The sequence below is a fragment of the Hymenobacter aerophilus DSM 13606 genome (assembly GCF_000382225.1).
Lineage (GTDB): Bacteria > Bacteroidota > Bacteroidia > Cytophagales > Hymenobacteraceae > Hymenobacter > Hymenobacter aerophilus.
In genome coordinates, this window is record NZ_KB907800.1 from 288927 (window position 1) to 315492 (window position 26566).

Annotated in this window: 16 protein-coding genes and 1 tRNA gene; 7 read left to right on the forward strand and 10 right to left on the reverse strand. The window is 60.8% G+C overall.

Going from position 1 to position 26566, the window contains the following annotated elements:
• Positions 1-333: 333 nt before the first annotated feature.
• Both H145_RS0101345 and H145_RS23860 read right to left on the reverse strand, forming a co-directional pair.
• A complete protein-coding gene (locus H145_RS0101345; RefSeq protein ID WP_169513147.1) occupies positions 334-1074 on the reverse strand; it encodes a metal-dependent hydrolase in 741 nt (246 codons plus the stop codon).
• A gap of 145 nt (positions 1075-1219) precedes the next feature.
• Complete coding sequence (locus tag H145_RS23860) at positions 1220-1435, reverse strand: hypothetical protein (RefSeq protein ID WP_157540956.1); 216 nt, start codon at positions 1433-1435, stop codon at positions 1220-1222.
• Between the two features lie 231 nt (positions 1436-1666).
• Between H145_RS23860 and mfd the strand changes: the two genes are divergently transcribed.
• Positions 1667-5218, forward strand: coding sequence for a transcription-repair coupling factor (mfd, locus tag H145_RS0101355; protein WP_019946337.1), 3552 nt, complete (start codon positions 1667-1669; stop codon positions 5216-5218).
• Positions 5219-5277: 59 nt separating this feature from the next.
• Here the strand turns inward: mfd and H145_RS23130 are convergent, their stop codons facing one another.
• The gene (locus H145_RS23130; RefSeq protein WP_071595097.1) at positions 5278-7317 is read right to left on the reverse strand and encodes an ATP-binding protein; all 2040 of its coding nucleotides are present in this window, start codon (positions 7315-7317) and stop codon (positions 5278-5280) included.
• Positions 7318-7850: 533 nt separating this feature from the next.
• Here H145_RS23130 and H145_RS19450 point away from each other — a divergent pair.
• Positions 7851-8519: a hypothetical protein gene (locus H145_RS19450; protein WP_019946338.1), complete on the forward strand. Its 669-nt coding sequence runs from the start codon at positions 7851-7853 to the stop codon at positions 8517-8519.
• Positions 8520-8728: 209 nt separating this feature from the next.
• Here the strand turns inward: H145_RS19450 and H145_RS0101370 are convergent, their stop codons facing one another.
• Positions 8729-10219, reverse strand: coding sequence for a nicotinate phosphoribosyltransferase (locus H145_RS0101370; protein WP_019946339.1), 1491 nt, complete (start codon positions 10217-10219; stop codon positions 8729-8731).
• A 100-nt stretch (positions 10220-10319) separates the two neighbouring features.
• Between H145_RS0101370 and H145_RS0101375 the strand changes: the two genes are divergently transcribed.
• Complete coding sequence (locus tag H145_RS0101375; RefSeq protein WP_019946340.1) at positions 10320-11021, forward strand: response regulator; 702 nt, start codon at positions 10320-10322, stop codon at positions 11019-11021.
• 86 nt (positions 11022-11107) lie between these two features.
• Here H145_RS0101375 and H145_RS0101380 read toward each other — a convergent pair.
• Positions 11108-11182, reverse strand: a tRNA-Arg gene (locus tag H145_RS0101380).
• Positions 11183-11281: 99 nt separating this feature from the next.
• Between H145_RS0101380 and H145_RS22365 the strand changes: the two genes are divergently transcribed.
• Positions 11282-12448, forward strand: coding sequence for a DUF2652 domain-containing protein (locus H145_RS22365; protein WP_019946341.1), 1167 nt, complete (start codon positions 11282-11284; stop codon positions 12446-12448).
• Between the two features lie 266 nt (positions 12449-12714).
• Here the strand turns inward: H145_RS22365 and H145_RS0101390 are convergent, their stop codons facing one another.
• Positions 12715-13956: a Pycsar system effector family protein gene (locus H145_RS0101390; protein ID WP_019946342.1), complete on the reverse strand. Its 1242-nt coding sequence runs from the start codon at positions 13954-13956 to the stop codon at positions 12715-12717.
• A 252-nt stretch (positions 13957-14208) separates the two neighbouring features.
• Here H145_RS0101390 and H145_RS0101395 point away from each other — a divergent pair, with 252 nt between their 5' ends.
• The 3 genes from H145_RS0101395 to H145_RS22370 all read left to right on the forward strand — a co-directional run bounded on the left by H145_RS0101395 (position 14209) and on the right by H145_RS22370 (position 20165).
• The gene (locus tag H145_RS0101395) at positions 14209-18132 is read left to right on the forward strand and encodes a metallophosphoesterase (RefSeq protein ID WP_157540959.1); all 3924 of its coding nucleotides are present in this window, start codon (positions 14209-14211) and stop codon (positions 18130-18132) included.
• Between the two features lie 191 nt (positions 18133-18323).
• Positions 18324-19463 (forward strand): DUF6268 family outer membrane beta-barrel protein, encoded by a 1140-nt coding sequence (locus H145_RS0101400; RefSeq protein WP_019946344.1) that lies wholly within the window; start codon positions 18324-18326, stop codon positions 19461-19463.
• 270 nt (positions 19464-19733) lie between these two features.
• Positions 19734-20165: a hypothetical protein gene (locus tag H145_RS22370; RefSeq protein WP_019946345.1), complete on the forward strand. Its 432-nt coding sequence runs from the start codon at positions 19734-19736 to the stop codon at positions 20163-20165.
• Positions 20166-20247: 82 nt separating this feature from the next.
• Here the strand turns inward: H145_RS22370 and ppk1 are convergent, their stop codons facing one another.
• The 4 genes from ppk1 to hflX all read right to left on the reverse strand — a co-directional run bounded on the left by ppk1 (position 20248) and on the right by hflX (position 26524).
• Entirely contained in the window at positions 20248-22383 is a 2136-nt protein-coding gene (ppk1, locus tag H145_RS0101410; RefSeq protein ID WP_019946346.1) for a polyphosphate kinase 1, read from the reverse strand.
• A 134-nt stretch (positions 22384-22517) separates the two neighbouring features.
• Positions 22518-23009: a SixA phosphatase family protein gene (locus H145_RS0101415; protein ID WP_019946347.1), complete on the reverse strand. Its 492-nt coding sequence runs from the start codon at positions 23007-23009 to the stop codon at positions 22518-22520.
• A gap of 189 nt (positions 23010-23198) precedes the next feature.
• Positions 23199-24941, reverse strand: coding sequence for a GEVED domain-containing protein (locus H145_RS23135; RefSeq protein ID WP_019946348.1), 1743 nt, complete (start codon positions 24939-24941; stop codon positions 23199-23201).
• A gap of 233 nt (positions 24942-25174) precedes the next feature.
• Positions 25175-26524, reverse strand: a complete 1350-nt coding sequence (hflX, locus tag H145_RS0101425; RefSeq protein WP_019946349.1) for a GTPase HflX — start codon at positions 26522-26524, stop codon at positions 25175-25177.
• Positions 26525-26566 lie beyond the last annotated feature (42 nt).

Consider the following 26566-nt stretch of genomic DNA (forward strand, 5'->3'; position numbering starts at 1 on the left):
GGGAACTGGTCGGAAGGGCCTGCGGGGAAGTCGTTGCAGATTGCGGTGCAATACTAAAGCATATCCGGCGGTTAAGCCAATCGGCAGAATACTAATTTCTTAATATTCTTGCTGAGGCCCGCATGCGCCACCTTTCCGGTCCCCGGATTCTGCCGGCGTTTCCGGCATAAGTCCAATTAGCCTGTTGTTTTACCGCACCGCTTAGCGGTTTGCGGAACCAGCGTACGAAAGGTACTCTGCAACACGGCTGCTGCTGGTAAAATTCGGTCAACCCGCGCATTTCGCGGCCCGACTGGCGGCTGCAGCGGGCCAACCATCGGGCGGGGCCGCCGCCTAGAACTTCAGCCGGCCCACGACCAGCCCCAGCACCAGTGCCCCATACACAACGCAGATAACGACCTCCAACATGTTGCCACTCTTCGAGCCCGTGCGGATAAGCGGGATGCCCAGGCTGGTATCGAGCAGCGGCATAAACCACTTCACGCCGGCCTTGGTAACCGAGTCGGCCAGCAGGTGCGACACGTAGCCGCCGCCCGCAAACAGCGCCACGCCGTGCCAGCCCAGGCTTTGGTTAGCCAGGTGGCCAATGTAGGTCCAGGCGGCGGCGGCCCAGATGGTGTGGGTGTAGGAGCGGTGGCTGGTGAAGGGGGCCAGGGAGATGAAGCAGCCCAGCATGCTCAGCCACACGAAGCCGGTGTACAGGCCCGCCACCACCGTGCACAGGCCCGTGAACAGCAGCGCCAGCTTGCGGGTCGAGTCGCCCTGCATGGCCGCGCCCACCAGCCCGAAGGCCAGCGCCACCGTGAAGGCCAGCCGCCGGTCAGGTCCTGGAACCAGCTGCCACTGGGCGTAGGCGGCTACCGCGGCGGCCACCACTACAAAGGCCCAGCGCACGTAGCTCTGGGCGAAACCGAGCCGCTTGCTAAGCCGGGAGGCGGGGTGGTCGAGGTCGGGGGCCAGGGCCGAGAAGCCGGCCAGGGCAATACCGGCCGGCGAGAACGGCACGCCTGGCACGAGGCCCGCCACGGCCACGCCGGTAATCAGGCCAATGGCCAAATGAGAAGAACCGCGCAATTTTAGGAGACAGTGGTTAATGAAGGAATGGAAACGTCTGTCATCCTGAGCGCAGCGAAGGACCTATACAGAAGCTAACACCAGATAACAGCTTCTGTATAGGTCCTTCGCAAGCTCAGGATGACAAATGTCGTTCATCTATCCCCTAAAAGCTGCCGCCGCTGCCTTTCAAACCACTGCGCAGGTCCTGCACCTGGTTTTCGAGGTGGTTGAGGCACTGGCGGAAGGCATCTTCAGCTTCCGACTGCTGCTGCCGGGGCAGCGGACCGTCCTGGCGCACGTGTTCGCAGATGAGGCGCAGCTGCTGCACCATCCCATCCCACTGCTTGTTGCTGTCCGCTGCTGCCTGCTTGTCTGTCATAGCCTTAGGTGCGGGGCGCTGCCCCGGTGCCGCGTGAAGAGGGAAGGTACGACGGGAATGGGCAAAAGCCGCGGAAACTTTCCGGGGCCGCCATTGGTATTGACTAGCGCGCTACGCGCCGTGTGCCTGTACTGCCCGACCGGTTTTGCCCCCGGCCGGGCTTCTACCGTTGCCGGCCGCAGTAGCTTAGCCGCGCCGTTATCCTGATTTTCGCCCTAGCCGCTCCGCCCTTTGCAGGTTTCCGACTTCCTTAAGCTCTACCTCCTCGACCCCACCGTGCTCACCGTGGGCGCCCGCCTCAACCCGGCCACCCGCCGCACCCTCGGCAAGGCCGCCGATAAAGCGGAAGCCCCCGCCCGGCTGCACCTGCGCGGGCTGGTAGGCTCCCAGGATGCCGTGCTGGCCGCCGCGCTGCACCACAGCTACCCCCAGCAGCCCCAGCTCTTCATCCTCCACGACCGCGAGGAGGCCGCCTACTTCCTGGCCGACCTCCAGCACCTGCTGCCCAACGAGGAGCCCCTCCTCTTCCCCAGCTCCTACAAGCGCCCCTACGCCTTCGATGAGACGGAAAATGCCAACGTGCTTATGCGGGCCGAGGTGCTGAACCGGCTGAACTCGCGGACCTCGGTGCCTCACCCCCCAACCCCCTCTCCAGGGGGAGAGGGGGAGCCAAGTGACAAAAAGCCAGTGACTACAACGGGTCGTCAGGCTCCCCCCTCTCCCCCCGGAGAGGGGGGCCGGGGGGGTGAGGCCCCTGGCCCCCTCATCGTCACCTACCCCGAGGCGCTGTTCGAGAAGGTTATCAACAAGAAAAGCCTGGTGGCCAACACGTTTATCGTGAAAGTGGGCGACCGGCTTGATGTGAACTTTATCAGCGAGATGCTGGCCGAGTACGACTTCGAGCGGAGCGACTTCGTGTACGAGGCGGGCCAGTTCGCGGTGCGCGGCGGCATCGTGGACATCTTCAGCTACGCCAACGAGCTGCCTTACCGCATCGAGCTGTTCGGGGACGAGGTGGAGACGATTCGCACGTTTGACCCCGAGAGCCAGCTGTCGGTGGACAAGAAGAGCCAAGTGAGCATCATCCCCAACGTGCAGACCAAGCTGCTGCAGGAGACGCGGGAGGCGTTTCTCGACTTCATTCCGGGCGATACGGCCATTTGGGCCAAGGACCTGCGCCAGACGCTGGACGTGGTAACCGAGTCGTTCGAGCGGGCCGAGGCCGATTTCCAGCAGTTGCTGGCCGGGGCCGCGGGCATGCAGATTGTGAGTAAGCCCGAGGACCTTTTTGAGTCGGGCAAGAGCTTTAAGAAGCTGCTGGAGGGCTTTGCCATCGCCGAGTTCGGCAAGCGGTTCTACTTCAAGAGCGGCGAGGATTTCCAGTTTACCAGCAAGCCCCAGCCCAGCTTCAACAAGGATTTCGGGCGGCTGGTGAAGAACCTGCACGAAAACCAGCAGGCCGGCTACACCAACATCATTGCCGCCGAATCCGTCCGGCAGGCCGACCGGCTGCGCACGATTTTCGATGAGCTCGACAACAATGTGCAGTTTCAGCACCTGCTGCTGGGGCTGCGCGAGGGCTACATCGACGATACGCTGCAGTTGCTCGTGTACACCGACCACCAGCTGTTCGAGCGGTTTTACCGGGCCCAGGAGGGCCGTAAGTTCTCCAAGAAAAAGGCCCTCACCCTCAAGGAGCTGCGCACCCTGGTGCCCGGCGACTACGTGACCCACCAGGACTACGGCATTGCCCGGTTCGCGGGCCTCACCCAGGTCGAAATCAACGACCGGATGCAGGAGGCCATCCGGCTGATTTACCGGGATGATGACGTGCTGACCGTCAGCATTCACGCCCTGCACAAGATTGCCAAGTACAGCGGGGCCGAGGGCACGCCGCCCACCATGAGCAAGCTGGGCTCGCCGGAGTGGGAAAACAAGAAAAAGGCCGTCAAGAAGAAGGTGAAGGACATTGCCGCCGAGCTGATTCGGCTGTACGCCAAGCGCAAAACCGCGCCCGGCCACGCCTTCGCGCCCGACTCGTTTATGCAGGCCGAGCTGGAATCGAGCTTCATCTACGAAGACACCCCCGACCAGGGCAAGGCCACCGAAGACGTGAAGCACGACATGGAGCAGCCCCACCCCATGGACCGGCTGGTGTGCGGCGACGTGGGTTTCGGCAAAACCGAAGTAGCCATCCGGGCCGCGTTTAAGTCGGTGGCCGATGGCAAGCAGGTGGCCGTGCTGGTGCCCACCACCATCCTGGCCATGCAGCACTACAAAACGTTTCGCGAGCGGCTGGCCAACCTGCCCGTAACGGTGGAGTACGTCAACCGCTTCAAATCAACCAAGCAGATAAAGGAGACGCTGGGCCGGGTGGCCGAGGGCAAAACCGACATCCTCATCGGCACCCACCGCCTCACCAACAAAGACATCAAGTTCAAGGACCTGGGCCTGCTCGTGATTGACGAGGAGCAGAAGTTCGGCGTGAAAACCAAGGACAAGCTCAAGGAGCTGAAGGTGAACGTGGACACGCTCACGCTCTCGGCCACGCCCATTCCGCGCACGCTGCACTTCTCGCTGATGGGCGCCCGCGACCTGAGCGTGATTGCCACGCCGCCGCCCAACCGCCAGCCCGTGCAAACCGAGCTGCACGTGTTCGACGAGCTGCTGATTCGCGACGCCGTGGCCCGCGAAATCAAGCGCGGCGGGCAGGTGTTTTTCGTGCACAACCGCGTGAAGGACATCGAGGAGCTGGCCGGCATGATTGTGCGCCTCGTGCCCGACGCCCGCGTGACCTACATTCATGGGCAGATGGAGGGCGACAAGCTCGAAAAGCGCATGATGAAGTTCGTGGACGGCGACTACGACGTGCTGGTGAGCACCAACCTCATCGAAAGCGGCCTCGACATTCCCAACGCCAACACCATCATCATCAACCGCGCCCACCTGTTTGGCCTGAGCGATTTGCACCAGATGCGGGGCCGCGTGGGCCGCTCCAACAAAAAGGCCTACTGTTACCTGCTCACGCCCCCGGTGGCCGGCCTGCCCTCCGATGCCCGCAAGCGCCTGAGCACGCTCGAAGAATTCTCCGACCTCGGCGACGGCTTCAAGGTGGCCATGCGCGACCTCGACATCCGGGGCGCGGGCAACCTGCTGGGCGGCGAGCAGTCGGGCTTCATCAACGACCTGGGCTTCGAAACCTACCACCAGATTCTGGACGAGGCCGTGACCGAGCTCAAGGAAACCGAGTTCCGCGACCTGTTCCTCGGCGACCCCACCCAGCGCCTGCAGGAAGCCGCCAAAACGGCCGGCGTGCAGCAGTGCAATATCGAAACCGACCTGCAGGTGCTGATTCCCGACGCCTACGTGAGCAACGTGTCGGAGCGGCTGCAACTCTACAGCAAGCTCGACCGCGCCAAAGGCCCCGAGCAGCTGCGCAAGCTGCTGGCCGGCATGACCGACCGCTTCGGCCCGCTACCGCCCGAAGTGGAGCAGCTGGCCGACATTGTACGCCTGCGCTGGCAGGGCCGCCACGCCGGCTTCGAGCGCCTGAGCTACAAGAAAAACGTGCTCAAGGGCTACATCCCGGCCGAAAACAACGAGGCCTACTTCCAGGGCGACACCTTCGGTAACATCCTCTCCTACGTGCAGACCCACCCCAACTCGGCCAGCATGAAGGAGCGCAAGCAGCAGCTCGTCTTCAGCATCAGCAACGTGCCCAGCGTGGCCGCCGCCAAGCGCCTGCTCAGCGAGCTAGGCAGCGAGGAGCCGGTGGGGGTGTAATGAAAATAGGCGTATAAACGAGAGAAGGCAGCCCCCAAGCGGAGGCCGCCTTCTCTCGTTTATACGCCTATTTTTGTTAATTTATCTGTGACATTGCTAAAATCAATTTCAGGAAAATCCTCTTTTAACACAGCTGACACATCAACATCTTCTAATTGTAGTTCGGTCGAAAGATAACTTAGCTTTCTTTTGTTTATTTCAATAATATCCTGCCATTCAACAACCCATATTTCAATATTTTTTCTTTCATTTTGAGAATAAAAATATGGCTTACCAACAGGCTTTGATATACCTTTTAATTTATAACTTGTCATATTGGAAATACTAGATGACACAAGAATAATTTTGTAATTTATTTTTGGAAAGAAAGCCAATGTATCTATTTCATATGCATATCTTTCAGCTTGCAATAATTCTTTATTTGATATTTTTACTCCTGGAGCTTTCAATTCAACAATAAGCACCTCTCTATTAGAAGCATCTAATATCTTTTCATTAAACAAAAAAAGATCAGTTATAGAGCGAATATCATTATCTTCTATATGAACAAAATTATCATCTTCTTCACTCGGCGTGAATTTAAACAACTTATTTCTCAGAGCAGTTAAGTTATTTTTAAGACTTTTATCTGAAAGTAAACGGGTTGATGTATCGACATATTCCTCACCAAATATCCATAACATTTTCTCAACTACTTTATGCAATTGCGTTCTTTCTTTAACATATTTAGATGTTTTCGAGCTGACTAATGACTCTAAAAGCTCCAATTGATGCAGTCTTTTAGACACTCTATCGGAAAAATGTATAACCTCCTCTAAACCTGTTTTCTCTAATAGACAATTAAATTTTTCAACTGTTTCATCATCTAGTTTTAATATTTCACTAACAAGTGGCAAAGTTCCATCAGTAACAAGTGCCCTATTAATTAATGGAAATATTATCTCCCTCAAATCATTATTCTCTTCTATTAACTTATACTTATTCTCAACTAAATATGCTAGTTTATCAAACATTACTCCTTGAGCGACAGAGGCAATGTCTTCAGAAGGGTAATATTTATCTTCTTGTAGTCGAGTTGTGAACTTTTCAAAAGCTTCATTCTTTATCTTAAAAAATGAAGCAACTTCATTTCTAATAAATTTCTTCAAATCAGCTTTGTCAGTATCTATATCTGACAAATCCATATCTCTAAATATATTACCTTGAAAGAATTCAGCATTTACGTATACAATCCATGTACCTAGATCAGGGCTCAGCCAATCCGCATCAAATTTAAATCCATAAGAAACAGTTTGTATTCCAGCATTATCTACAGTTAAAAATACTTTTAGATCTGTTTTTTCACCTATTTTTAATTTAGAATATGTGAAATACATTTCAAATTCATCTTTTTTATTATCAATATATTTTCTAACTATTCGTTCAGGCTCACCATCAATAAATAACTTTGGATCAACTAATATATCATTTACATAAATATTTATTTCTTTGTTAAAAATTTTCAACATGTATTTTTCAAATAAAGAAATAAATATTTTTTCAAATGCAAAATCTAATGACAATTTCTTTTTCTTATTTTCATTCACAGCAACAGAATCATATATATTATCTATTCTGACCTTGTAATAGGTGTTATTTGCAACATTATTAGCAAGATATTCACTATCTATATCTAAATCTATATCCGAAACATTAGAATTTCCATCAAAATCATGCTCATTTAACACAAAACTTAATTTTGACTTGAATCCACTATCTCTATCATATGCAAGAGATTCGATAGTAACTTTGGCACCAATTTGAAGAGCTGCAAATCGACCAATTCCTTTGCCACCTACTTTATTATTTGTACCTATTTCCAGTAATTTGTTGTCTATATCAGAGACGGAAACCCCTATTCCATTATCAATCACTTCTATATTTGATATAAATGGACTAAAAATGTTATTAGAATCACCATATTCTATATTTATGTGTATTTCTGTTGCTTCAGCTTGTATGCTGTTATTTATCAATTCAGAGAAAGCAACGAACGTGTCTCTGTATTGCGCAAATATATCTTTTATTACACGCGAATTAGTTGAGAGTTTCTTTTTCATTTTAGCTGTACATGAGTGGGGACGCGCGAAGGTATAATAATTAGGCAAATTATCAGTATAGTAGCCATTCTTTCGGGGCAATCTTAAGTGGCATGAGCTTGTTGCTATCATTCATGATAATGGTAACGCTATATCTCACTTACTGTATTGCGTGAAGGCGAAACTGCGCCGGGTGAAGCCTCTCCCGTCTCTTTCAACGCTACTCCCAAACTCGCCACAATCACTGCCGCCGCTGCTACATCCTCTGCGGCGGCGAGCTGAGGGCGTTGCGCGACCGATTGAACCCATAACGTGAGCATTTGAACCTATAACGTGGCTCATCGAACCCATAGCGCGGCCGTTCGAACTTATAACGTGGCGAGTTGAACCCGTAACGCGGCCGTTGAAGTCGTCGCGGGGCGGTGTGGGGTCGTAGCGGGCGCCGGTAGGTCTGTCGCGGGGGTGGCGGCCGAAATATTCCTGGGCTTCACTGGCGCATTGTATGGCGGCGGTTTCTATATTACGCCTACAAACCCACTAACCCTCATTCCCTTATGAACGATACCCAACGGGCGAAGCTGGCCATGCTGCAAGCCACTCTGGCCGTGCTCGACCAGCACGCCGCCCTCTACGCCACCAACCAGGCCCTCGGCAAAGCCCACGACGAGCTGGCCGCCCTCGTCGCGGCCCTCGACCCCACCGCCGACCGCCAGCGCAACGCCGTGACGCCCGCCCAGCCCGGTGCCGTGAAAAAGCAAACCAAGCAGCTGCTGGCCCGGCGCGCCGCCGAAGTTGCCGCCGCCCTGCTGGCCCTGGCCGACGAGCAGGACGACATCGGCCTGCACACCGACGCCGACTACACCGAAAAGCAGCTCCAGCGCCAACCCGACAACGACCTGCTGCGCATCGGGGCCAACCTGCACCGCCGCGCCACCGAGCACGCCCAGCCCCTGGCCCAGCAAAACGTAACGCCCCAGGAGCTCCAGGACCTGCAAGCCGCCCTCGACGCCTTCCGCCAGGAACTGACCACGCCCCGCACCGCCGTGGCCACCGGCAAGGCCCTCAAGCAGCAAATCAGCGCCGACTTGCGCCAGGCCAACAACCTGCTCCGCAACCGCCTCGATAAGTACCTGCTGCGCTACCAGCGCCCCCAGCCCGCCTTCTATACCGCCTACCAGTCGGCCCGCCAAACCATCAACACGGCCGCCCGCAGTGAGAAGTGAGAAGTGAGAAGTGAGAAGTGAGAAGTGAGAAGTGAGAAAAGGAACGTCATTCTGAGCGAAGCCGGCGGCGAAGTCGAAGAATCTCTACCGGAGTGGTAACCCTATCGGCCGCAACGAAGCGGTAGAGATTCTTCGACTGCGCCTCCGGCTTCGCTCAGAATGACGTTCCTTTTTCTTCCTTCCCCCCTGCTCCTACCTCTACCTCTCTCCTACTCCGCACCTAGCCCGCGCTTTTCCAGAATCAGGTGGTTGCGGTAGTCGTAGAGGGTGGCTTCGAGGCCCACGGGGTAGGTGTGGGGATTGAGGAAGCGGCGGATGCTGGGGTCGAGGGCCAGCACTTCGCGGTGGGCGCGGGCGCGGCTTTCGGCCAGCGGGGGCAGCGGCTGCAGCAGCCGGCCGCGCCGGAACACGGGCTCCAGCAGCTCGCGGTAGGGCGTTTCGGGGCGCACGGTGCGGCGGCGGGTGGCATCGAGCGGGTCGACGATAACCAGCGGGGCCGTGGGTGGCGGCGTGGCCGTGTTGTAGAGCATGTCGGCGCGGGGCTGGCCCTTGTCGGTTTCGTAGCGGCGCACCTGCAGGATGCCGGGGATGCTGGTTTTGGCCAGCTGCTCGCTGAGCTTGATGGTGAAGTCCCAGCCCGAATCGTCGGGTTTGCGCAACGCGGCCAGCTTGTACACCCCTCCCAGCGCCGGCTGGTTGTAGGCCGTTACCAGCTGCGTGCCGATGCCCCAGGTGTCGATTATGGCGCCCTGCAGCTTGAGGCTGGTAATCAGGTTTTCCTCCAGGTCGTTGCTGGCCACGATGCGCACGTCGGGGAAGCCGGCCTCATTGAGCAGCTCGCGGGCCTCACGGCTCAGGTAGGCCAAATCGCCCGAGTCGAGGCGGATGCCGCCCAGCTCGTGCCCCTGCTCGCGCATGGCCCGCGCCACCTTGATGGCCTTGCGCACGCCCTCCAGCGTGTCGTAGGTGTCCACCAGAAACACCGAGTCGTCGGGGAAGGCCTTGGCGTAGGCGGCAAAGGCCGTTTCTTCGTCCTCGAAGGCCATTACCCAGCTGTGGGCGTGGGTGCCCTTGACGGGAATGCCGAACCGCTGGCCCGCCAGCACGTTGCTCGTGGCATCGACCCCGCCCAGGTAGGCGGCGCGGCTGGCCGACAGGCCGCCATCGGGGCCCTGGGCGCGGCGCAACCCGAATTCCAGCACGGTATCGGAGCCGGCGGCCTCGCGGATGCGGGCGGCCTTGGTGGCAATCAGGGTCTGGAAGTTGACGAGCGTGAGCAGGGCCGTTTCGATGAGCTGGGCCTGCAGCAGCGGCCCCTGCACCCGAATCAGCGGCTCGTTGGCGAAGGCCACGGTGCCCTCGGGCATGGCGTCCACGTCGCAGCTGAACTCCAGCGTGCGCAGGTACTCCAGGAACTCCTGCGGAAACAGCGGCGTGCCCTTGGCGCCTTTCAGACCGGCTAAATACGTCAGGTCGTCTTCCGAGAAAGCCAAGCTTTCGAGGAAATCGGCCACGTAGGCCAGGCCCGCGGCCACGGCGTAGCCCCCCTGAAACGGCGGGCGGCGGAAGTAGAGGTGAAACACGGCTTCGCGGTCCTGCAGGCCCTGCTGCCAGTAGCCGTAGGCCATCGTAACCTGGTACAAGTCGGTGAGCAGGCTGAGCGAGGGCGCGTAGAGGCCCGAGAGGGGAGCTGGGTTCATAGAAGCACGGCGGTTGGTCGGGCAAGCTTACGCAGATAATTTAATTTGGACGCGACTGGCGCCTATTTCGTAGTATAGCCGTCCTTCTTCCCTTCCCATTATGATCCGAATTATTCTAGCCGACGACCACACTATCCTGCGCGACGGCATCAGCGCGCTGCTGGCCCGCGAGCCTGATATGCAGGTGGTGGGCGAGGCCGCCAACGGCCAGGCGCTGCTGGAGCTGCTAACCCACACCCCCGCCGATCTGGTGCTGCTCGACATCAATATGCCCATACTCGACGGCTTTGAGGTGATGCCGCGGCTGCGCGAGCAGTTCCCCGGGGTGCGGGTGCTGGTGCTTTCCATGCTCGAACACGAAAGCTACGTGCACCGCATTCTGGAGGCCGGCGCCCAGGGCTACGTACTCAAGAACGCCGACAGCACCGAAATTGCCTTCGCCATCCGCACCGTGGCCGCCGACCGGCCGTTTCTGTGCACCGAAATCGGGCTGAACCTGCTGCGCCGCCTCGTGGAGCGCACCCCCGCCCCCGACCCGCTGACGGCCCTGCCCTACCTGCCCCGCGGCGGCGCGCCCGCCTCTGCGGCGGCCCCGGCGGAGGGCCGCGCGGAGCTGTCGGGCCGCGAGCTGGAGGTGCTGCAGCTGATTGCCGAGGGCTTCACCAACGCCGACATTGCCGACAAGCTGTTCGCCAGCAAGCGCACCATCGAAACCCACCGCCAGAATATCATCGAGAAAACCCAGACCAAGAACACCGCCGACCTGATCCGCTACGCCATGCGCGCCGGGCTGATTGGGTAAGCCGCCGCCGCGCCAACGGATTCGTACACCACCGCAACTGCCGGGCGCACAAAAAAACCGCGCCTGCAAGCTGCAGACGCGGTTTGTGGTAGCCGCGACGGGAATCGAACCCATATCAAGCGTTTAGGAAACGCTCGTTTTATCCATTAAACTACGCAGCCAGCGGGTTGCCGGCCCAAAGGTACGCCGAAAGCGCAGGCGGGCCAAATGGCGCGTATCTTGGGCGGCGGGCGCTGCGTAGGTGCCTTTTTCCGACTACTATGGGTGTTCTGGAAGACTTACGGGCGCGTCGGCGGCAGATTGGCACGGCCGGCACCTCGGCCTTCGACGGGCAGCAGCCGGCCCTGCTGTTCATTCCCGACATCAGCGGCTTCACGCGCTTCATCGAGCAGTCGGGCAGCCCGCAGGCGCCGTTTCTGGTGGCCGATCTGCTCGAAATCCTCATCGAGGCCAACACCCTGGAGCTGCAGGTAAACGAGATTCAGGGCGACGCCGTGCTGTTTTACCGCCTCGGCCCGCCCCCCTCGGCCCAGCAGCTGATGCAGCAGTGCCGCCGCATTTACCTCGATTTCCAGAACTACCTGCTGCTGGTGGAGCAGGACACCGATTCGGAGCTGGCCGCCGCGCTGCGCGAGCTGGTGCTCACGCTGAAAATCGTGGTGCACTACGGCCGCGTGAGCGTGGCCCGCATCCGGGAGCACACCAAGCTGATGGGCCACGACGTGATTGTGGTGCACCGGCTGCTGAAAAACACCATTCCGGGCGCCGAGTACGTGCTGCTCTCGGAGGGCTACACCCGCACCCAGCCGCCGGCCGAGCTGGCCCGCGCCTTCGCCTGGACGCGCCTGCTGCCCGGCTCGACCCACTACGAGTACCTGGGCCACACACCCTACCACTACGCCTACCTCTCGCCGCTGCGCCTGCTGCTGAGCACCCCCTCGCAGCCCGGCGCCCCCGACGAGCCGCTGCCCGGCCGCGGCGGCCGCCTGAAGGTGCGCCGGCTGCTACCCGCATCGGCCGAGCGGGCCCTGCGCGTGGTGGGGGCGTTGCGGCTGCGCCACTGCTGGCTGGCCGGGGCCACCGCCAGCCACTTCGACGAGAGCAAGGCAGGCCGGCTGGGCACCAGCTACAAGGTAGACGTGCTCAATGGTCAGATCGACTTCCAGAACGTGCAGGTGCTGCGCGACGACGACGGCCGCTACACCTACGTGGAGAAGATTTCGCACTTCCGCCTCTTTCCCAACGCCCTGCTGTTCTTCCACCTCGAACCCGTGACGGCCCAGGCCTGCCTGCTCACGCTGGAGCTGCGCTACGGCCACGTAGCCAGTAACGTGCGCCTCATCCGCTTCGGCCAGCTGCGCCGCCTGCACCGCTGGCTGGCCCAGTCGGTGCGCCGGTTGGCAAGGCTGGTGGAGGTTAGGGCTTAGGGACTTAGGTATTAGGGTTTAGGGTTTAAATAAAGTGCTGTCATCCTGAGCGGAGCGAAGGACCTTATCACAGCAGAACGAGCCATTTTTGCGGCCGTTGAGGCGTAATAAGGTCCTTCGCTCCGCTCAGGATGACAGCACTTCACCTAGAGCAAATTGCGAGTCGGTGTACAGGCTGTAGAGACGCATATTTGCGTCTCTACAGCCTGTACAGTAAACTGAAAACCGTTCTAATACCTAAGTCCCTAAGCCCTAAAACCTAACCTTTACACCTTATACAGCAGCGCGATACCGAAGGAGAGGGCCGTCAGAATCAGGCCAACCATGAAGATGGTGTAGCTCAGGCGCAGCAGGCGGTACTTGCGCGTGAGCACGTCGCCGAGGTAGTAGACGTCGGTTATCATGTTGGTGTATACCGATTCGCCCGACTTCATCAGCTGGTGCATGCCGTCCTGAAAATCGTCGAGGGTGAGCTTGCTGAAGTTGCCGAAGAACAGCAGGTTCACGCGGCGGTTGGTGGCAATCTGGGGGCTGCGCTTGAGCCACTTGAAGCTCGTCACGTCGGGTTGGGCGCACAGGATGGCCGTAATCACCGAGCCCAGGGCCGTGGCCAGCAGAATGCCCATCGGCACGGCAATGATGGGGTTGCGGATGAGGCCCACGTTGGACAGCGCCGCCGTTTTGCTGCCCAGCTTGGCGCCGAAGTAGGTGATGATAAGCGACATGAGCACGGCGTTGAGCGAAATCATCATGCTCGCCTTTTTGTCGGCCATGTCCGAGAGCTTCATGTGGTTGCTGTACATGGTGCGGAACATCGTTTCGATGCCGCGCTTGGGCTCGGCGAAGGTGCCCTCGGCTTCCTGCTCCTTCTTCTTGCGCTTCTTTTCGGCCTTCTTGAGGGCGTCGCGCTGGGTACGGATGTTTTCGTGGAACTGCTCCTCGTAGCGCTTTTTGCCCTCGGGCGAATAGAAGCGGGCGCTGGTCAGGAAATCGAGCTGGCTTTCGGCCCACTCGGTGTTGCTGAAGGTGCGGCCCAGCGCGGCCTCCCACTCGGCCCGCAGCAGCTCGCCGTTGGCAAAGAAATCTTCGCGGCCCATGCTGCTCATGTCGGCGTCCACCATCAGCTTTTCCAGCTGGGTGCGGCGCTCGGCCTCGCGGTGGGTGGCCTTGATGAGGCTCTGCACCAGCGCTATGCGCTCGGTGGGGTAGCCCTGGGCCGCCAGCCACTCGCCCGCCAGCTCGGCGCTGCGAAACTCGTGGCCGTCGTACACCTCAATGTAGCCCACATCATGAAACCAGGCCGCCAGCAGCAGCGCCTCCAGGTCGGGGGCTTCCAGCCTGGCGGCTTCGCCCAGCGCCCGCGCCTCCTTTACCACCTGCGTAGTGTGCCGGGGCGAGTGGTAGACGAGCTTGCCGGGCAGTTTTTCTTCGAGCAGCGCCAGTACGTGGGCTTTGGCGTTGCGGATAATTTCGGCCTTGGCCGGCGATGGGGTAAGAGCAGTTTCCATTGGCAGGAACGGGCGGGAAGCAGGGCACGGAAAGAGTAGCCGGGCCCAATCGGGCTTACAACGCTATTCGGGGCCGGGAAGTTGGCCGGCCCAACCGTGTTTCCGCTAATTGCGTAGGGCAGCACACCGGCCCGGCTTCGGCCGCGTTTATGCGGTACACTGGGTAAGTTTACCATCTTTTTTGTTGTTCAGCCGGTGGCCGGCCCGGCCGGCCGCGCGCCTCCCCCGACTTCGCACTCCCTCTTTCTCTGTATGAATCGACATTATCTGCTGCTGACGTTGCTGCTGGCCCTGCTGGGCGTCGCTCCAACGGCGGCTCACGCTCAGAAAAAAGTAAAGACCCAGACGCCCCACCCCGAACGCCCCAACTACCGCGGCGCGGGCGTCAACTGGGAGTCGAAAACCCCGCCCGACAGCTCGCGCATCCGCTATTCGATGTTTCTGATCGGCGACGTGGGCAAGCCCATCATTGAGGCCGAGGGCGGCGAGCCGTCGCTCAACTTCATGCGCAAGCAGATTCTGGCCGCCGGCGCCAAAAGCACCACCGTGTTTCTGGGCGACAATATTTACGAGTACGGCCTGCCCCGCGAGGGCGCCTACGACCGCAAAGTGTCGGAGCAGCGCATGGTCGATCAGCTGAAAACCCTGCGCGATTACCAGGGCGAAAAGTACATGGTGCCCGGCAACCACGACTGGAAGCAGGGCCAGCGCGGCGCCGTCGAGCAGGTCAACCGCGAGCAGCGCTTCGTGGAGGACTACCTGCGCTCCGACTCGGCCGCCTTCCCCTACACCGGCGACTTTTTCCTGCCCCGCGACGCCTGTCCCGGCCCCGTCGAAATCCGGCTGCAGGATGATCTGGTGATGATTGCCATCAACTCGCAGTGGTTTCTGCAAACCAGCGGCGAGCGGCCCGCGGGCGGCAACAGCAACTGCGGCGTGGCCAACGAAACCGACTTCTTCACCCGTCTCGAAGACATTATCCAGCGCAACGCGGGCAAAAACATTGTGGTCGTGGCCCACCACCCGCTGTTCTCCGACGGCATCCACGGCGGCTACTTCACGCTCGGCGACCATATTTTCCCGCTGTCCATCGTTTTCAAGTACGCCTACCTGCCGTTGCCCGTCATCGGCTCCATCTACCCGTTTGCCCGCAAGTACGGCGGTGTGAGCCAGGACATTCCGCACCCTGCCTACCAGGCCTACAAGAAGGGCCTGATGGACATTTTTGAGAAGTACCCCAACATTGTGTACGCGGCCGGCCACGAGCACAACCTGCAGTATTTCAAGGCCGGCAACCTCAACCACATCATCAGCGGCGCGGGCTGCAAAACCCAGCACGTAAAGCCCGGCCCCGGCGGCGACGCCCTGTTTTCGGACAAGGAGAAGGGCTTTTCGCGGGTGAACTACTACGACAACGGCGAGGTGTGGGTGGAATACTACGTGCCCGAAGGCACCGGCGACACCGGCCGCCTCGTGTTCCGCACGCCCATGTATGCCCGCCAGACCGAGGTAGCCGTGGCCGACGGCCCGGCCGGCACCAATGCCGCCGCCCTGGCCAACCGCCCCGACTTCCGCGACTCGACCGTAACGGTGGCCGTAAACCCGCGCTACGCCGACCGCGGCAAGTTTCATAAGTTTCTGTTCGGCGAGCATTACCGCAAGGAGTGGGCCACGCCGGTCAAGTTTCCGGTGCTCGACCTGGCCACCGAGAAAGGCGGCCTGACGCCCTACAAAGTGGGCGGCGGCAAGCAGACGGCTTCGCTGAAACTGCGCAACGAAGAGGGCCGCCTGTTCAGTCTGCGCGGCATCGACAAGGACCCGGCGGCCGTGCTGCCGGCCTCGCTGCGCACCGGCGCGGCGGCCGATATTCTGCAGGACCAGATTTCGGCCCAGCACCCCTACGCCGCCATTGCCCTGCCCCCGCTGGGCACGGCGGCCGGCATTCTGCACACCAACCCCGAGTTGCGCTACGTGCCCCAGGACCCGCTGCTGGGCCAGTACCTGCCCCGCTTCGGCAACGTAACGGGCACGCTCGAAGAGGATGCCAAGGACGACCAGAGCAACGTGGAGAGCCTGGCCTTCGCCGAAAACCTGGTGGGCACCGACAAGGTGTTTGAGCGCATCACCGACGACAACGACAACCGCGTGAAGCAGGTGGATTTTGCCCGCTCGCGCCTGTTTGATATGTGGATTGGCGACTGGGACCGGCACGAGGACCAGTGGCGCTGGGCCGAGAAAAAGCAGAAGGACGGCGACCGGATTTTCACGGCCGTGCCCGAAGACCGCGACATTGCCTTCTTTAAGGGCGACGGCCTGCTGCCCTACCTGGCCTCGCGCAAGTGGGCCATCCGCAACTTCCAGAACTTCGGCTACGACTACGCCGACTGGAAGGGCCTGAACCTGACGGCCCTGAGCAACGACCGCGTGTACCTGGCCGAAGTAACCCGCGAGCAGTGGGTGGAGCAGGCCCAGGAAATGAAGGCCGCCCTCACCGATCAGGTGATTGAGGACGCCATCAAGGGTCGCTTCCCGGCTGATATTTACGCCCTGCACGGGGCCGAAATTGTGGCCAAGCTCAAAAGCCGCCGCGACCTGCTGCCCCAGATTGCCGCCGACTACTCGGGCCTGCTGAGCAAGGTGACGGAAGTGAAAGGCTCGAAGAAACGCGAGCGGTTTGTGGTAGAGCGCCTGCCCGGCAAAACCCACGTCACGGTCCAGAAAATCAACAAGGAAGGCCAGCTGACCAAGATGCTCTTCGACCGCACCTTCGATAATAAGGTGACCAAGGAGCTGCGCCTCTACGGCTTTGCCGGCGAAGACCAGTACGAGCTGAAAGGCGACGTGAAAAGCGGCCCGCTGGTGCGCATCATCGGCGGCACCGAGCGCGACTCGATTCTGGACCGCTCGAACGTGCGCGGGCTGGCCCACCACCTGCAGGTGTTCGACGCCGATACGGGTAACGTGATTGTGGCCGGCCCCGACGCCCGCCTGCGCCTGGAGCCCGGCACCGACGTAAGTCGCTACGACCAGCACACCCGCGCCGACCGCAAAGACTACACGCTCAATTACTTCGGCCCCACGCTGTACTTCGGCTACAACGTCGATGACCGGCTGTTTCTGGGCGGCGGCGTGGTGTACCGCACCTACGGTTTCCGCAAGGAGCCCTACGCCTCCGAGCAGAGCCTGGCGGCCAACTATTCGCCCTCGCAGAGCGCCTACAACGTGCGCTACAAGGGCCACTACGTGGATCTGATCGGCAAGCTCGACCTGCGGATAGACGCCCAGCTCTACGGCCCGCAGCTGCTCTACAACTACTTCGGCCTGGGCAACGACACCAAAAACGAACTGGCCGACAAAGAGGGCCGGGTTTCAAACCGCGACATTAACGACACGTACCGCATCCGCTTCTCGCGGCTGTATGTGAATCCGATGCTGGAAAAGGAAATTTTCAGCTTCCTCAAGCTCGGCTTCGGCCCCCAGTACGACCAGTTCCGGGTGTCGCGCAATGATGTGGGCAGCGAAATTGCCAGGGGCCTTAACCGCACCACCGGCGACGGGGAAAGCGGGGCGGCCATCGGCATCCGCGGCTCCGACTTCGGCCTCAACCGCTACCTGGGCGGCAAGGCCTACCTCAACCTCGATGTGGCCTCTTCGCCCAAAAACCCGCGCATTGGCCTGCGCATCTACAACTCGGTCGAGTACAACCGGCAGCTGGGCGGCGAGAAGCTCAACTATGGCCGTCTGGCCACCGAAGCGCGCTTCTACCTCTCGCCCAACTTCCCGTTCCAGCTCACCTGGGCCGGCCGCATCGGGGCCACCCGCAACCTGGGCGACTACCGCTTCTACCAGGCCAACACGCTGGGCGGCACCACCAACCTGCGCGGCTACCGCCGCACCCGCTTTGCCGGCCGCTCGTCGGTGTTTGCCAACGGCGAGGTGCGCGTGCAGCTGTTCGAGTTCAACGCCTACCTGCTGCCGGGCAAGTTCGGCATCCTGGGCCTGGCCGATGCCGCCCGCGTGTACTCGCCCTACGATGTGAAAACCGGCCTCAAAGCCCTGCACACGGCGTATGGCGGCGGCGTCTGGGTGGATATTCTCAAGCAGGCCGTCGTGAATGCCACCTACTCGGTGGGCGAGGAAAAGCTGGTTTTCGTGGGCTTCGACTTCCTGTTCTAGCCGCCAACGACCAACTGGTAAGGGCCTTATCCTGGGCGGACGCCTCGCTTGTCGGGGTGCCGCACCGGGGTAAGGCCCTTTGCTTTGGGACGGGCCCGGGGCCGGTTTTCCGTCCGGAATGCGGTTCAGCTCTATCCTTTTGGCGGTGCGGCCCGTTAAGGCCCATATTACCCGCCTAGCTCCCCGTCTGTATGCCCTTTTTTCGTGCCCGAACCCGTTACCTGCTCCCTTTCCTGACTGTGGCCGCCGTGCTGGCCGGCAGTGCGGCGCGGGCCCAGGTAAAGCCCGCCAGCCCTTCTGTGTACCCGCCCCCGGCCCCCATGGCCGCCGATACCCTGGCCGACAACCAGGTTGGTGAAGCGCCGCGCTACGCCGTGCCTTCGGTTGTCGGGATGGGGCCCAGCAAGGGCGTGGTGGCCCACATCGAGGGGCTGGCCAACTTCAACATCAAGTCGGATCTGCGCGACCGGGAGCCCAACGAGAAAAGCGAGAACACAGTAGTCAAGAACCGCCGGGCCTACATCAAGGCTTACGCGCCGCTGCTCAACCGGCCCCGGCTCAAGCTGATTCTGGGCGTCAACTACGACCGTGAGGAGTTCAAGTTCGAAGACCCCAACCGCTCGGTACTCTACCGCAACCTCGAAGACAAGGGCCTCAAAACCATCGGCGCCCAGCTGGCCGTCATCCGCCCCATCGACGAAACGCGCTGGTACCTGGCCCGGGTGAAGGGCGAACTCAACGGCGACTACACCTCCTCGGAACTGTCGGTGACGGACTACCTGAAGATGTCGGGCGAGTTTATTTACGGCTGGAAGCGCAGCCCCTATTACGCCTGGGGCGTGGGCGCGCAGCTGGGCTACACCTTCGGCCGCCAGAGTTTGTACCCGGTCATTCTCTACAACCGCACCTTCAACCCGCGCTGGGGCGTCGAGTCGCTGTTTCCGGCCCGCGTCACGGTACGCCGCAACGTCAACCCCAAAACGCTGCTGTTTGGCGGCTACACCGTCGACGGCCTCAACTACAACATCAAGCTGCGCGAGCCGCTGGGCGAGTTGCGCACGCTTATTCTGCGCCAGACCGAGGCCAAATTCCGGCTGCGGGCCGAGCGCGAGATTTACGACTTTCTGTGGTTTGGCCTCGAAGGCGGCTACCGCTATAACTACTCCTTCAACGCCTTCGACGAAGACAGCAACCGCCGCAACCTGTTCGGCATCGGCGGTAGCGGCAACCGCGACAAAACGGTGGTCAACACCCTGGGCGGCGCGCCCTACGTGAGCGTAGAGCTGTTTCTGGTGCCGCCGCGCAAGCTGCTGCGCAACCTCACCAAGTAGCCCCGTCAGCGCAGGCATTACGGCTCTTCAGCGCCCCGAGGAATTGACTTCCGGCATCCGCCTAAAGTTGGTTTCCCGGGGCGTTGCCTTGCCTGGCAGGGCCGATATTCACGGCTGAGCCAGGCAAGGCTAAATAGCATTTACTCAGGACGGAACACTGAACTTGCCCCATTTTGGAAAAAGGAAAACCCACTTTAAAAGCTCCTCTATAGCAACCCAGCCACCCGGTTTCTACGTTCAGGCTAACTCAATCGACTTTTTCTCCTGAATATGGTTATCTCTTGCAATATTGACTTATCCGACGACAGCACCTGCACCGTGCACTATGATGAGCTGGTGGGCTGGCTGCGGGCCGTGTGGCTGGGCTACGTAGATGTGAACCAGGCCTACCTGGGCGCCGGCCGCCTGCTTGAAATCGAGCAGAAGCTGCACTGCCCCTACCTGCTCAACGACAACAGCGGCGTGCGCGGCCCCTGGTTCGATTCGATGGAGTGGCTGAGCCGGGTGTGGATGCCGCGGGCCGCCGCCCTGGGCCTGCGCTACGTGGCCCACGTGGCCCAGCCCGGCGAGCTGGGCGGCGAGTCGGCCGCCGTGCACCACGCGCCGCTGCCCGAGGGCCTCGAAGTGCAGGTATTCGACACGACCGCCGACGCCGAGCAGTGGCTGGCCGATATGCAGGCCGCCCACGAACCGCGGCGGTAAGCAGCTCTACACACAAAACAGGGCGGGCCGGCTATGCAGCTGCATAACCGGCCCGCCCTGTTCAATCGGGTTTATTACGGCGCTACTCGGCGGCCTTTTTGCCGGCCGGAGCCGTGCGCTTGCGGGCCGGGCGGGCCAGGGCCGCGAGGTAGGCGTAGGTTTCAAACTGGGCCCGCACCTCGCCCTCGGCTGCGGCGGTGGCTTCGGCTGCCGGAATTTCGGTGGCCCCGACGAAGTTGTTCTGCCAGTCGCGCGACTTCACACTGTCGCGGCGCTGCAAATCGAGCAGGTCGCGCAACTCGGCCCGCAGGTCGTCCTGCAGAATGGGGAAGGCCACCTCTACGCGCCGGTTGAGGTTGCGGTTCATCCAGTCGGCTGAGGCCACGTACAGCTTCTCCTCGCCCCCGTTGCCGAACACGTACACCCGGGCGTGCTCCAGAAACCGGTCGACGATGCCGCGTTGCTGAATGTTGCTGCTCTGGCCCGGCAGGCCCGGAATCACGCACGAAATGCCGCGCACCAGCAGCTCGACCCGCACGCCGGCCTCGGAGGCCTCGTAGAGCTTGCCAATCATGCGCTCATCCTGCAAAGCATTCAGCTTGAGAATGATGTAGGCCTCCTTACCCTGCCGGGCCAGCGCAATTTCGTGGTCGACTAGGGCCGTGAGCTTGTCGCGTAGCTCGAACGGGGCCACCAGCAGGTGCTGAAACTGGCCGGTTTTGTCGAGGTGGTCGTGGAAGTAGGTGAACACCTCCGCCACTTCGCGCGTCAACTCGGGGTGGGCCGTGAACAGGCCGTAATCGGCGTACACCTGGCTGGTTACTTCGTTGAAGTTGCCGGTGCTCAGGTAGGCGTACAGGCGGTTGTGGCCCTCTTCGGCTCGGGTGATGAGCAGCAGCTTGCTGTGGACTTTCAGGCCCGGCATGCCATAGATGACGTTGGCGCCGGCTTTCTGCAGCTTCTCGGCCCAGAACATGTTGCTTTCCTCATCGAAGCGGGCTTTCAACTCGACCACTACCGTTACCTGCTTGCCGTTCTTGGCCGCCTTCAGCAGCGCTTTGGCCACGGCGCTCTTGCTACCCACGCGGTAAAGCGTAATGCTGATGTCGCTCACCTGCGGGTCACGGGCCGCCTCATTCAGCAGGCGCGTCACGTAGTCGAACGACTGGTAGGGCGGGTGCAGCAGGTGGTCGCGCCGGGCCATGGCGGCCAGCAGCGAGCCGGTGCGCGGCAGCGTGGGGTGCGGCAGCGGCGGCATGGGCTGGTACTGCAGGTGCGTCAGCCCGAAATCGGGGAAGCCGAAAAAGTCGCGGAAGTTGTGGTAGCGGCTGCCCTCCACCAGCTCCTCCTGACCGATGCCGGTTTTCTGGCCGATGGCCCGCAGCACCTCGGCGGGCATGGCCGGATCGTAGAGCAGGCGGGCCGGGAAGCCGGTGGCGCGCTTCTGCAGGCTGCTCTTGATTTTGGCCAGCAGGTTGTCCGACACTTCCTCGTCGATGTCGAGCTCGGCATCGCGCGAGAGCTTGAGCGCGTGCACCTGCACCCGGCCGTAGTTCGGGAACAGCTGGTCGGCGCAGCAGCGAATCACGTCGTCCAGGAACATCACGTAGTGCTCGTCGCCCACATCGGGCAGGCGCACAAACCGGCCGCCGTGACGCTTGGCGGGCAGTTCCATCACCACCACGCGCTCCTCGTCGTGCTTGTCGGCGTTGTGGGGCTGGGTCAGCAGGAAGGTCAGGTACACGCTCTGGTCGCGCAGAAACAGGTGGTGCAGGTTCTCATCGAGGATGATGGGCGAGAGTAAGTCGCGCACGTTGTCCTGGAAATACTGCTGCACCCAGGTACGCTGTTCGGCGGTCAGCTCGCGCTCCGAAATCAGGTGGATATGCTCGCGGCTCAGCTCGGGCAGAATATGGTTGCGAAACGTGTCGCCGAACGCCTGCTGCTGCCGGCCCACTTCGGCCAGCAATTCGTGCAGCTGCTCAGCGGGGTCTTCGGCCAGCTTGGCGCGGGTTTTCTTCTTGAGCTTAACGAGCCGGCGCAGCGTGGCCACCCGCACCTTGAAATACTCGTCGAGGTTGCTGCTGAAAATGGCCAGAAACTTGAGCCGCTCCAGCAAGGGCACGGCGGGGTCCTGGGCTTCCTGCAGTACCCGGCGGTTGAAGGTGAGCCAGCTGATTTCCCGGTTCAGCAGCTGCGGCGGGACGGTTTCGGACATTCTTTTGAGTTTATAGCCTTTGGCTGTTAGCTGTCAGCTTTTTTTGTGCTGGCGGCCTCCAGCAATTAGTAGCCGCATGTAGGGCGTTGAACGGAAGCTGACAGCTACTAGCTATAAGCTGGCAGCTGAAAGCATCAGTAGTTCTTGGGCTTGTCGAAGAAATAGTACTCCGCTTTGGAGCGGTCGATATCGGCCCAGTGCTCCACGCTGAACTTCAGGCACGCAATGGAGGAAGTGGGCATGGAGGGGATGCTACTGGGTGAAAGCAGGTTGGCAAAGTCGGTGAGCGTGTTGTTGTGGCCCACCAGCAGCACCTCATCGGCCGCGTCGGGCAGGCCCTGCACCACGGCCAGCAGGTCCGACACTTCGGCTTCGTAGATGGCATCAATTACCCGCAGCTTTTCGGGCGGCAGGCCCAGCACCTCGGCCACCAGCGCGGCCGTGCTTATAGCCCGCACGGCCGGCGACGACACCAGTAAATCGAGCTTCACCTCGCGCTCGGCCAGGGCCTGGCCCATCAGCGGCGCCTCGTCGCGCCCCCGGCCGTTGAGCGGGCGCTCCTGGTCGTTGAGCATATCGAAACTCCAGCTCGACTTGGCGTGGCGCATCAGGTACAGCGTTTTCATGGCGGCGCAGCAGTTAGGGTGGCAGGCCTCTTTACTACGGCCGGCGCAAAAGGTTATGCCCGCCCCCGCCCCATCAAGCCCGACCGTAGCGGCTGGCCGGGGCGCCAGCAAAGCAACCGCCCCCTTCCCGGTACAGGAAAGGGGGCGGCGCAGCAGTTGGCCCACTAAAGCGACCTTATTGTTATGACTTTACTCTTTCACGAAGCGCTGGTGCGACACCTGCTGGCCGTCGGAGATGCGCAGCAGGTAGATACCCTTGGCCAGGCGCTCAACTTGTAGCATGCTGCCTTCGAAGCGGGCGGTTTTCATCTCGGCGCCGCGCATGTCGTACACGCTCACCATTACGGCGCGGGCATCAATGCTGGCCGGAATTTCGATGTTGAGCACGTCGGTGGCCGGGTTGGGGTACACGCGGTAGCCGGCCTGCTCGGTGGTAGCCATCTGGCGGGCGCTGCTGCCGCCGCTGATAACAACGGAGTAGTCCTCGGTTTCGCCGTAGCTGAAATTGCCGCAGCTGGTAGTGGCGGCGTTGTCGCTCATGGTAACGCGCATGCGGGTTTTGCCGGTTCTGGCCGACGAGGGCACCGTGAAGGTGGCTGACAGCGTGCCGCTGCTCGACGAGGAACCCGATACCACCGTTTCGCCGGCGTCGGTGAAGTCGCCGTCCTGGTTGTAGTCGATGTACACGCGCCAGTTTTCGGTGTAGGCCGAGGAGGCAAAGCCGGTCGAGATGTTGATGGTCTGCGACGAGCCGGCGGCCAGGGTCGTGCTCAGGGCCGTGCCGTCGTAGTAGCCGCCGTCTTTGCCCGAGCTGCGGTTGATGGTACCCAGCTTCACCAGATCAATCCACTCGTAGCTCACGTTGCTGCCTTTGCTGGCGCAGTACGTAACGCCGGTCGGCGGAGGGGGCGGAGGCGTGGTGCCACCACCGCCGCCGGGGGCCGTACCGCCATTCGAGGTGGCCAGCGAGGCCCGCGAGCCGCCGCTGCCAAACAGCGCGTTCATGCGCGACGACTGGCCGCTGGAGAACATGTACATGCAGGCATCATCCACGTAGTCCATGTAGTTCATGAACATGTCGCCATTGGAGCCGTTGGAGCAGGTAACGTGCGGAAACGAGGGGCAGCCGTAGTTGCTCGTCTGCTGGGTGGGCGTGTCGCTCACCAGGTCGTTGCCGCAGTTGGCATCGCCCCAGATGTGGCGCAGGTTCAGCCAGTGGCCCACCTCGTGGGTGGTGGTGCGGCCCAGGTTGAAAGGTGCCCCGGCCGAGCCGCCGCGCCCGAAGCCCGACGTGGTAATCACCACGCCATCGGTGCTGGCGGCGCCGCCCGGAAACTGCGCGTAGCCCAGAATGCCGCCGCCCAGGTTGCCTACCCACAGGTTCAGGTACTGCCCGGCCGGCCAGGCGCTCAGGCCGCCCGTCGAGGCGCTCTTAATCCGGTCGTTGGTCGACCAGCTGGTTACCGAGGTTTGCTTGCGCTGAATGCCGGTGGTGGCGTTGCCGTTGGGGTCGCGCTTGGCCAGCACGAACTGAATGCCCACATCGGCCACCCGCGAAGCAAAGGCCGAGGGCACCTTGTTTACATCGGAGTTGAGCTTGTTGAAATCCTCGTTCAGCACGGCCAGCTGCGAGGCAATCTGCGCGTCGGAAATGTTCTGCGCCGACGTGTTGTAGAGCACGTGCACCACCACCGGAATGGTGAGCGTGGCCGTGGTGCGGCTGGCTACCGGGTTGTCAACAAACGACTGCGTCTGGGCTTCGATGTTGGCCAGCCGGGCAGCCATGGCGGGGTCGGTGGCGAGCTGGCGCTCCAGCACTTCCATGCTGGCGCAGGCGCGCTTGGTGGGCAGTGGCTCCTGCTGGGCCCAGGCAGCCGGCGCGACGCTCAGGCCCAGCAAGCCCAGCATCAGGGCGTAAAGGTTCTTTTTCATAGAATGACGTTGATGAGGAAAAGAAGTGAAGAGAAAAGGTGTTTTGGTTGTAGAAGAAGGTGCTTGGAGGCTAAATTATTAAAGTAATTACAATTAAATACCATTTTTATTATTATAAATTCAAAATATGGCTTTATAAAGCGTATGGGCATTTTAAAGGGAATCCCCTGAAAGCACAAAACCCGTCCCGGCAAGCCGGAACGGGTACGCAAGCGCAACAGGTAACCCGGGGGCTACTCCTGCCAGCCTTCCTCGTCGCGCACGGGGTGCACGGCGGGGTAACGCTCGTTGTGGATGGCCGTCACCAGCTTCACCAGCCGCGCCCGCAGCTCGTCGAGGTTGGTCCGGTCGCGGGCCGAGATGAACACCACCTGGTTGTGCAGCTTGGCCATGTAGGTGGCTTCCAGCTGCTCCAGGGTGGGGCGCGGGGCGGGCGCGTTTTCGTCGGCGTTCATGCCCTCGAAGCCGTCGTGGTAGGCGGCCTCGCCGGTGTCGTACTGGTCAATCTTGTTGAATACCACCAGCACCGGCTTGTCGCCCGCCCCAATGTCCTTGAGCGTGTCCTCTACCACGGCCATGTGCTCCTCGAACGTGGGGTGCGAGATGTCCACAATGTGCACCAGCAGGTCGGCTTCGCGGATTTCGTCGAGCGTACTCTTGAAGCTCTCGATGAGGCGGGTGGGCAGCTTGCGGATAAAGCCGACCGTGTCGGAGAGCAGGAAGGGCACCGTGTCGAGCACCACCTTGCGCACCGTGGGGTCGACGGTGGCGAAGAGCTTGTTTTCGGCAAACACGTCGGCCCGGCTCAGCAGGTTCATGATGGTGCTTTTGCCCACGTTGGTGTAACCCACCAGCGCCACGCGCACCATGCCGCCGCGGGCCTTGCGCTGGGTGTGGCTCTGGCGGTCGAGGTCTTTGAGGCGCTCTTTGAGGAAAGCAATCCGGTCGCGCACCACCCGGCGGTCGGTTTCGATTTCGGTTTCGCCGGGGCCGCGCTGGGCCACGCCGCCGCCGCGCTGCTTGTCGAGGTGGCTCCACAGGCCCGTCAGGCGGGGCAGCAGATATTGGTACTGCGCCAGCTCGACCTGGGCGTGGGCGGTAGCCGTTTTGGCGCGCCGGGCGAAAATGTCGATAATCAGCAGGCTGCGGTCCACGATTTTCACCTTCAGCTCGGCCTCCAGGTTGCGCAGCTGCGAGGGCGAGAGGTCGTCGTCGAAGATAACCATGCTGGCGTTAGCGTGCTGCACGTAGGCCTTGATTTCGGCCAGCTTGCCTTCACCCACAAACGTGCGGATATCGGGCTTATCGAGGCGCTGCACGAAGCGGTGCACGACGGTAGCGCCGGCCGTTTCGGCCAGAAACTCCAGCTCGTCGAGGTACTCGCGGGTCTGGGCTTCGGGCTGGCGCTTTTCGGGCACGGCCACCAGCACGGCCGTTTCCTCGTCCACGCTGGTGTCGTAGGTGCCGTTGTTGGCGGCTTTGGTGAGGATGCGGCCCGCGCGGCCCTTCACCCCATCCACCGAGCCGGGGTGGCGGGTGCTGTTCTGGCCTTGGCGGCCCTTGGTGTTCGATTTATTGGCCATCAGTAAAGTAGAATCAGAAGGTAAAACAAGCCACCCGGTTAA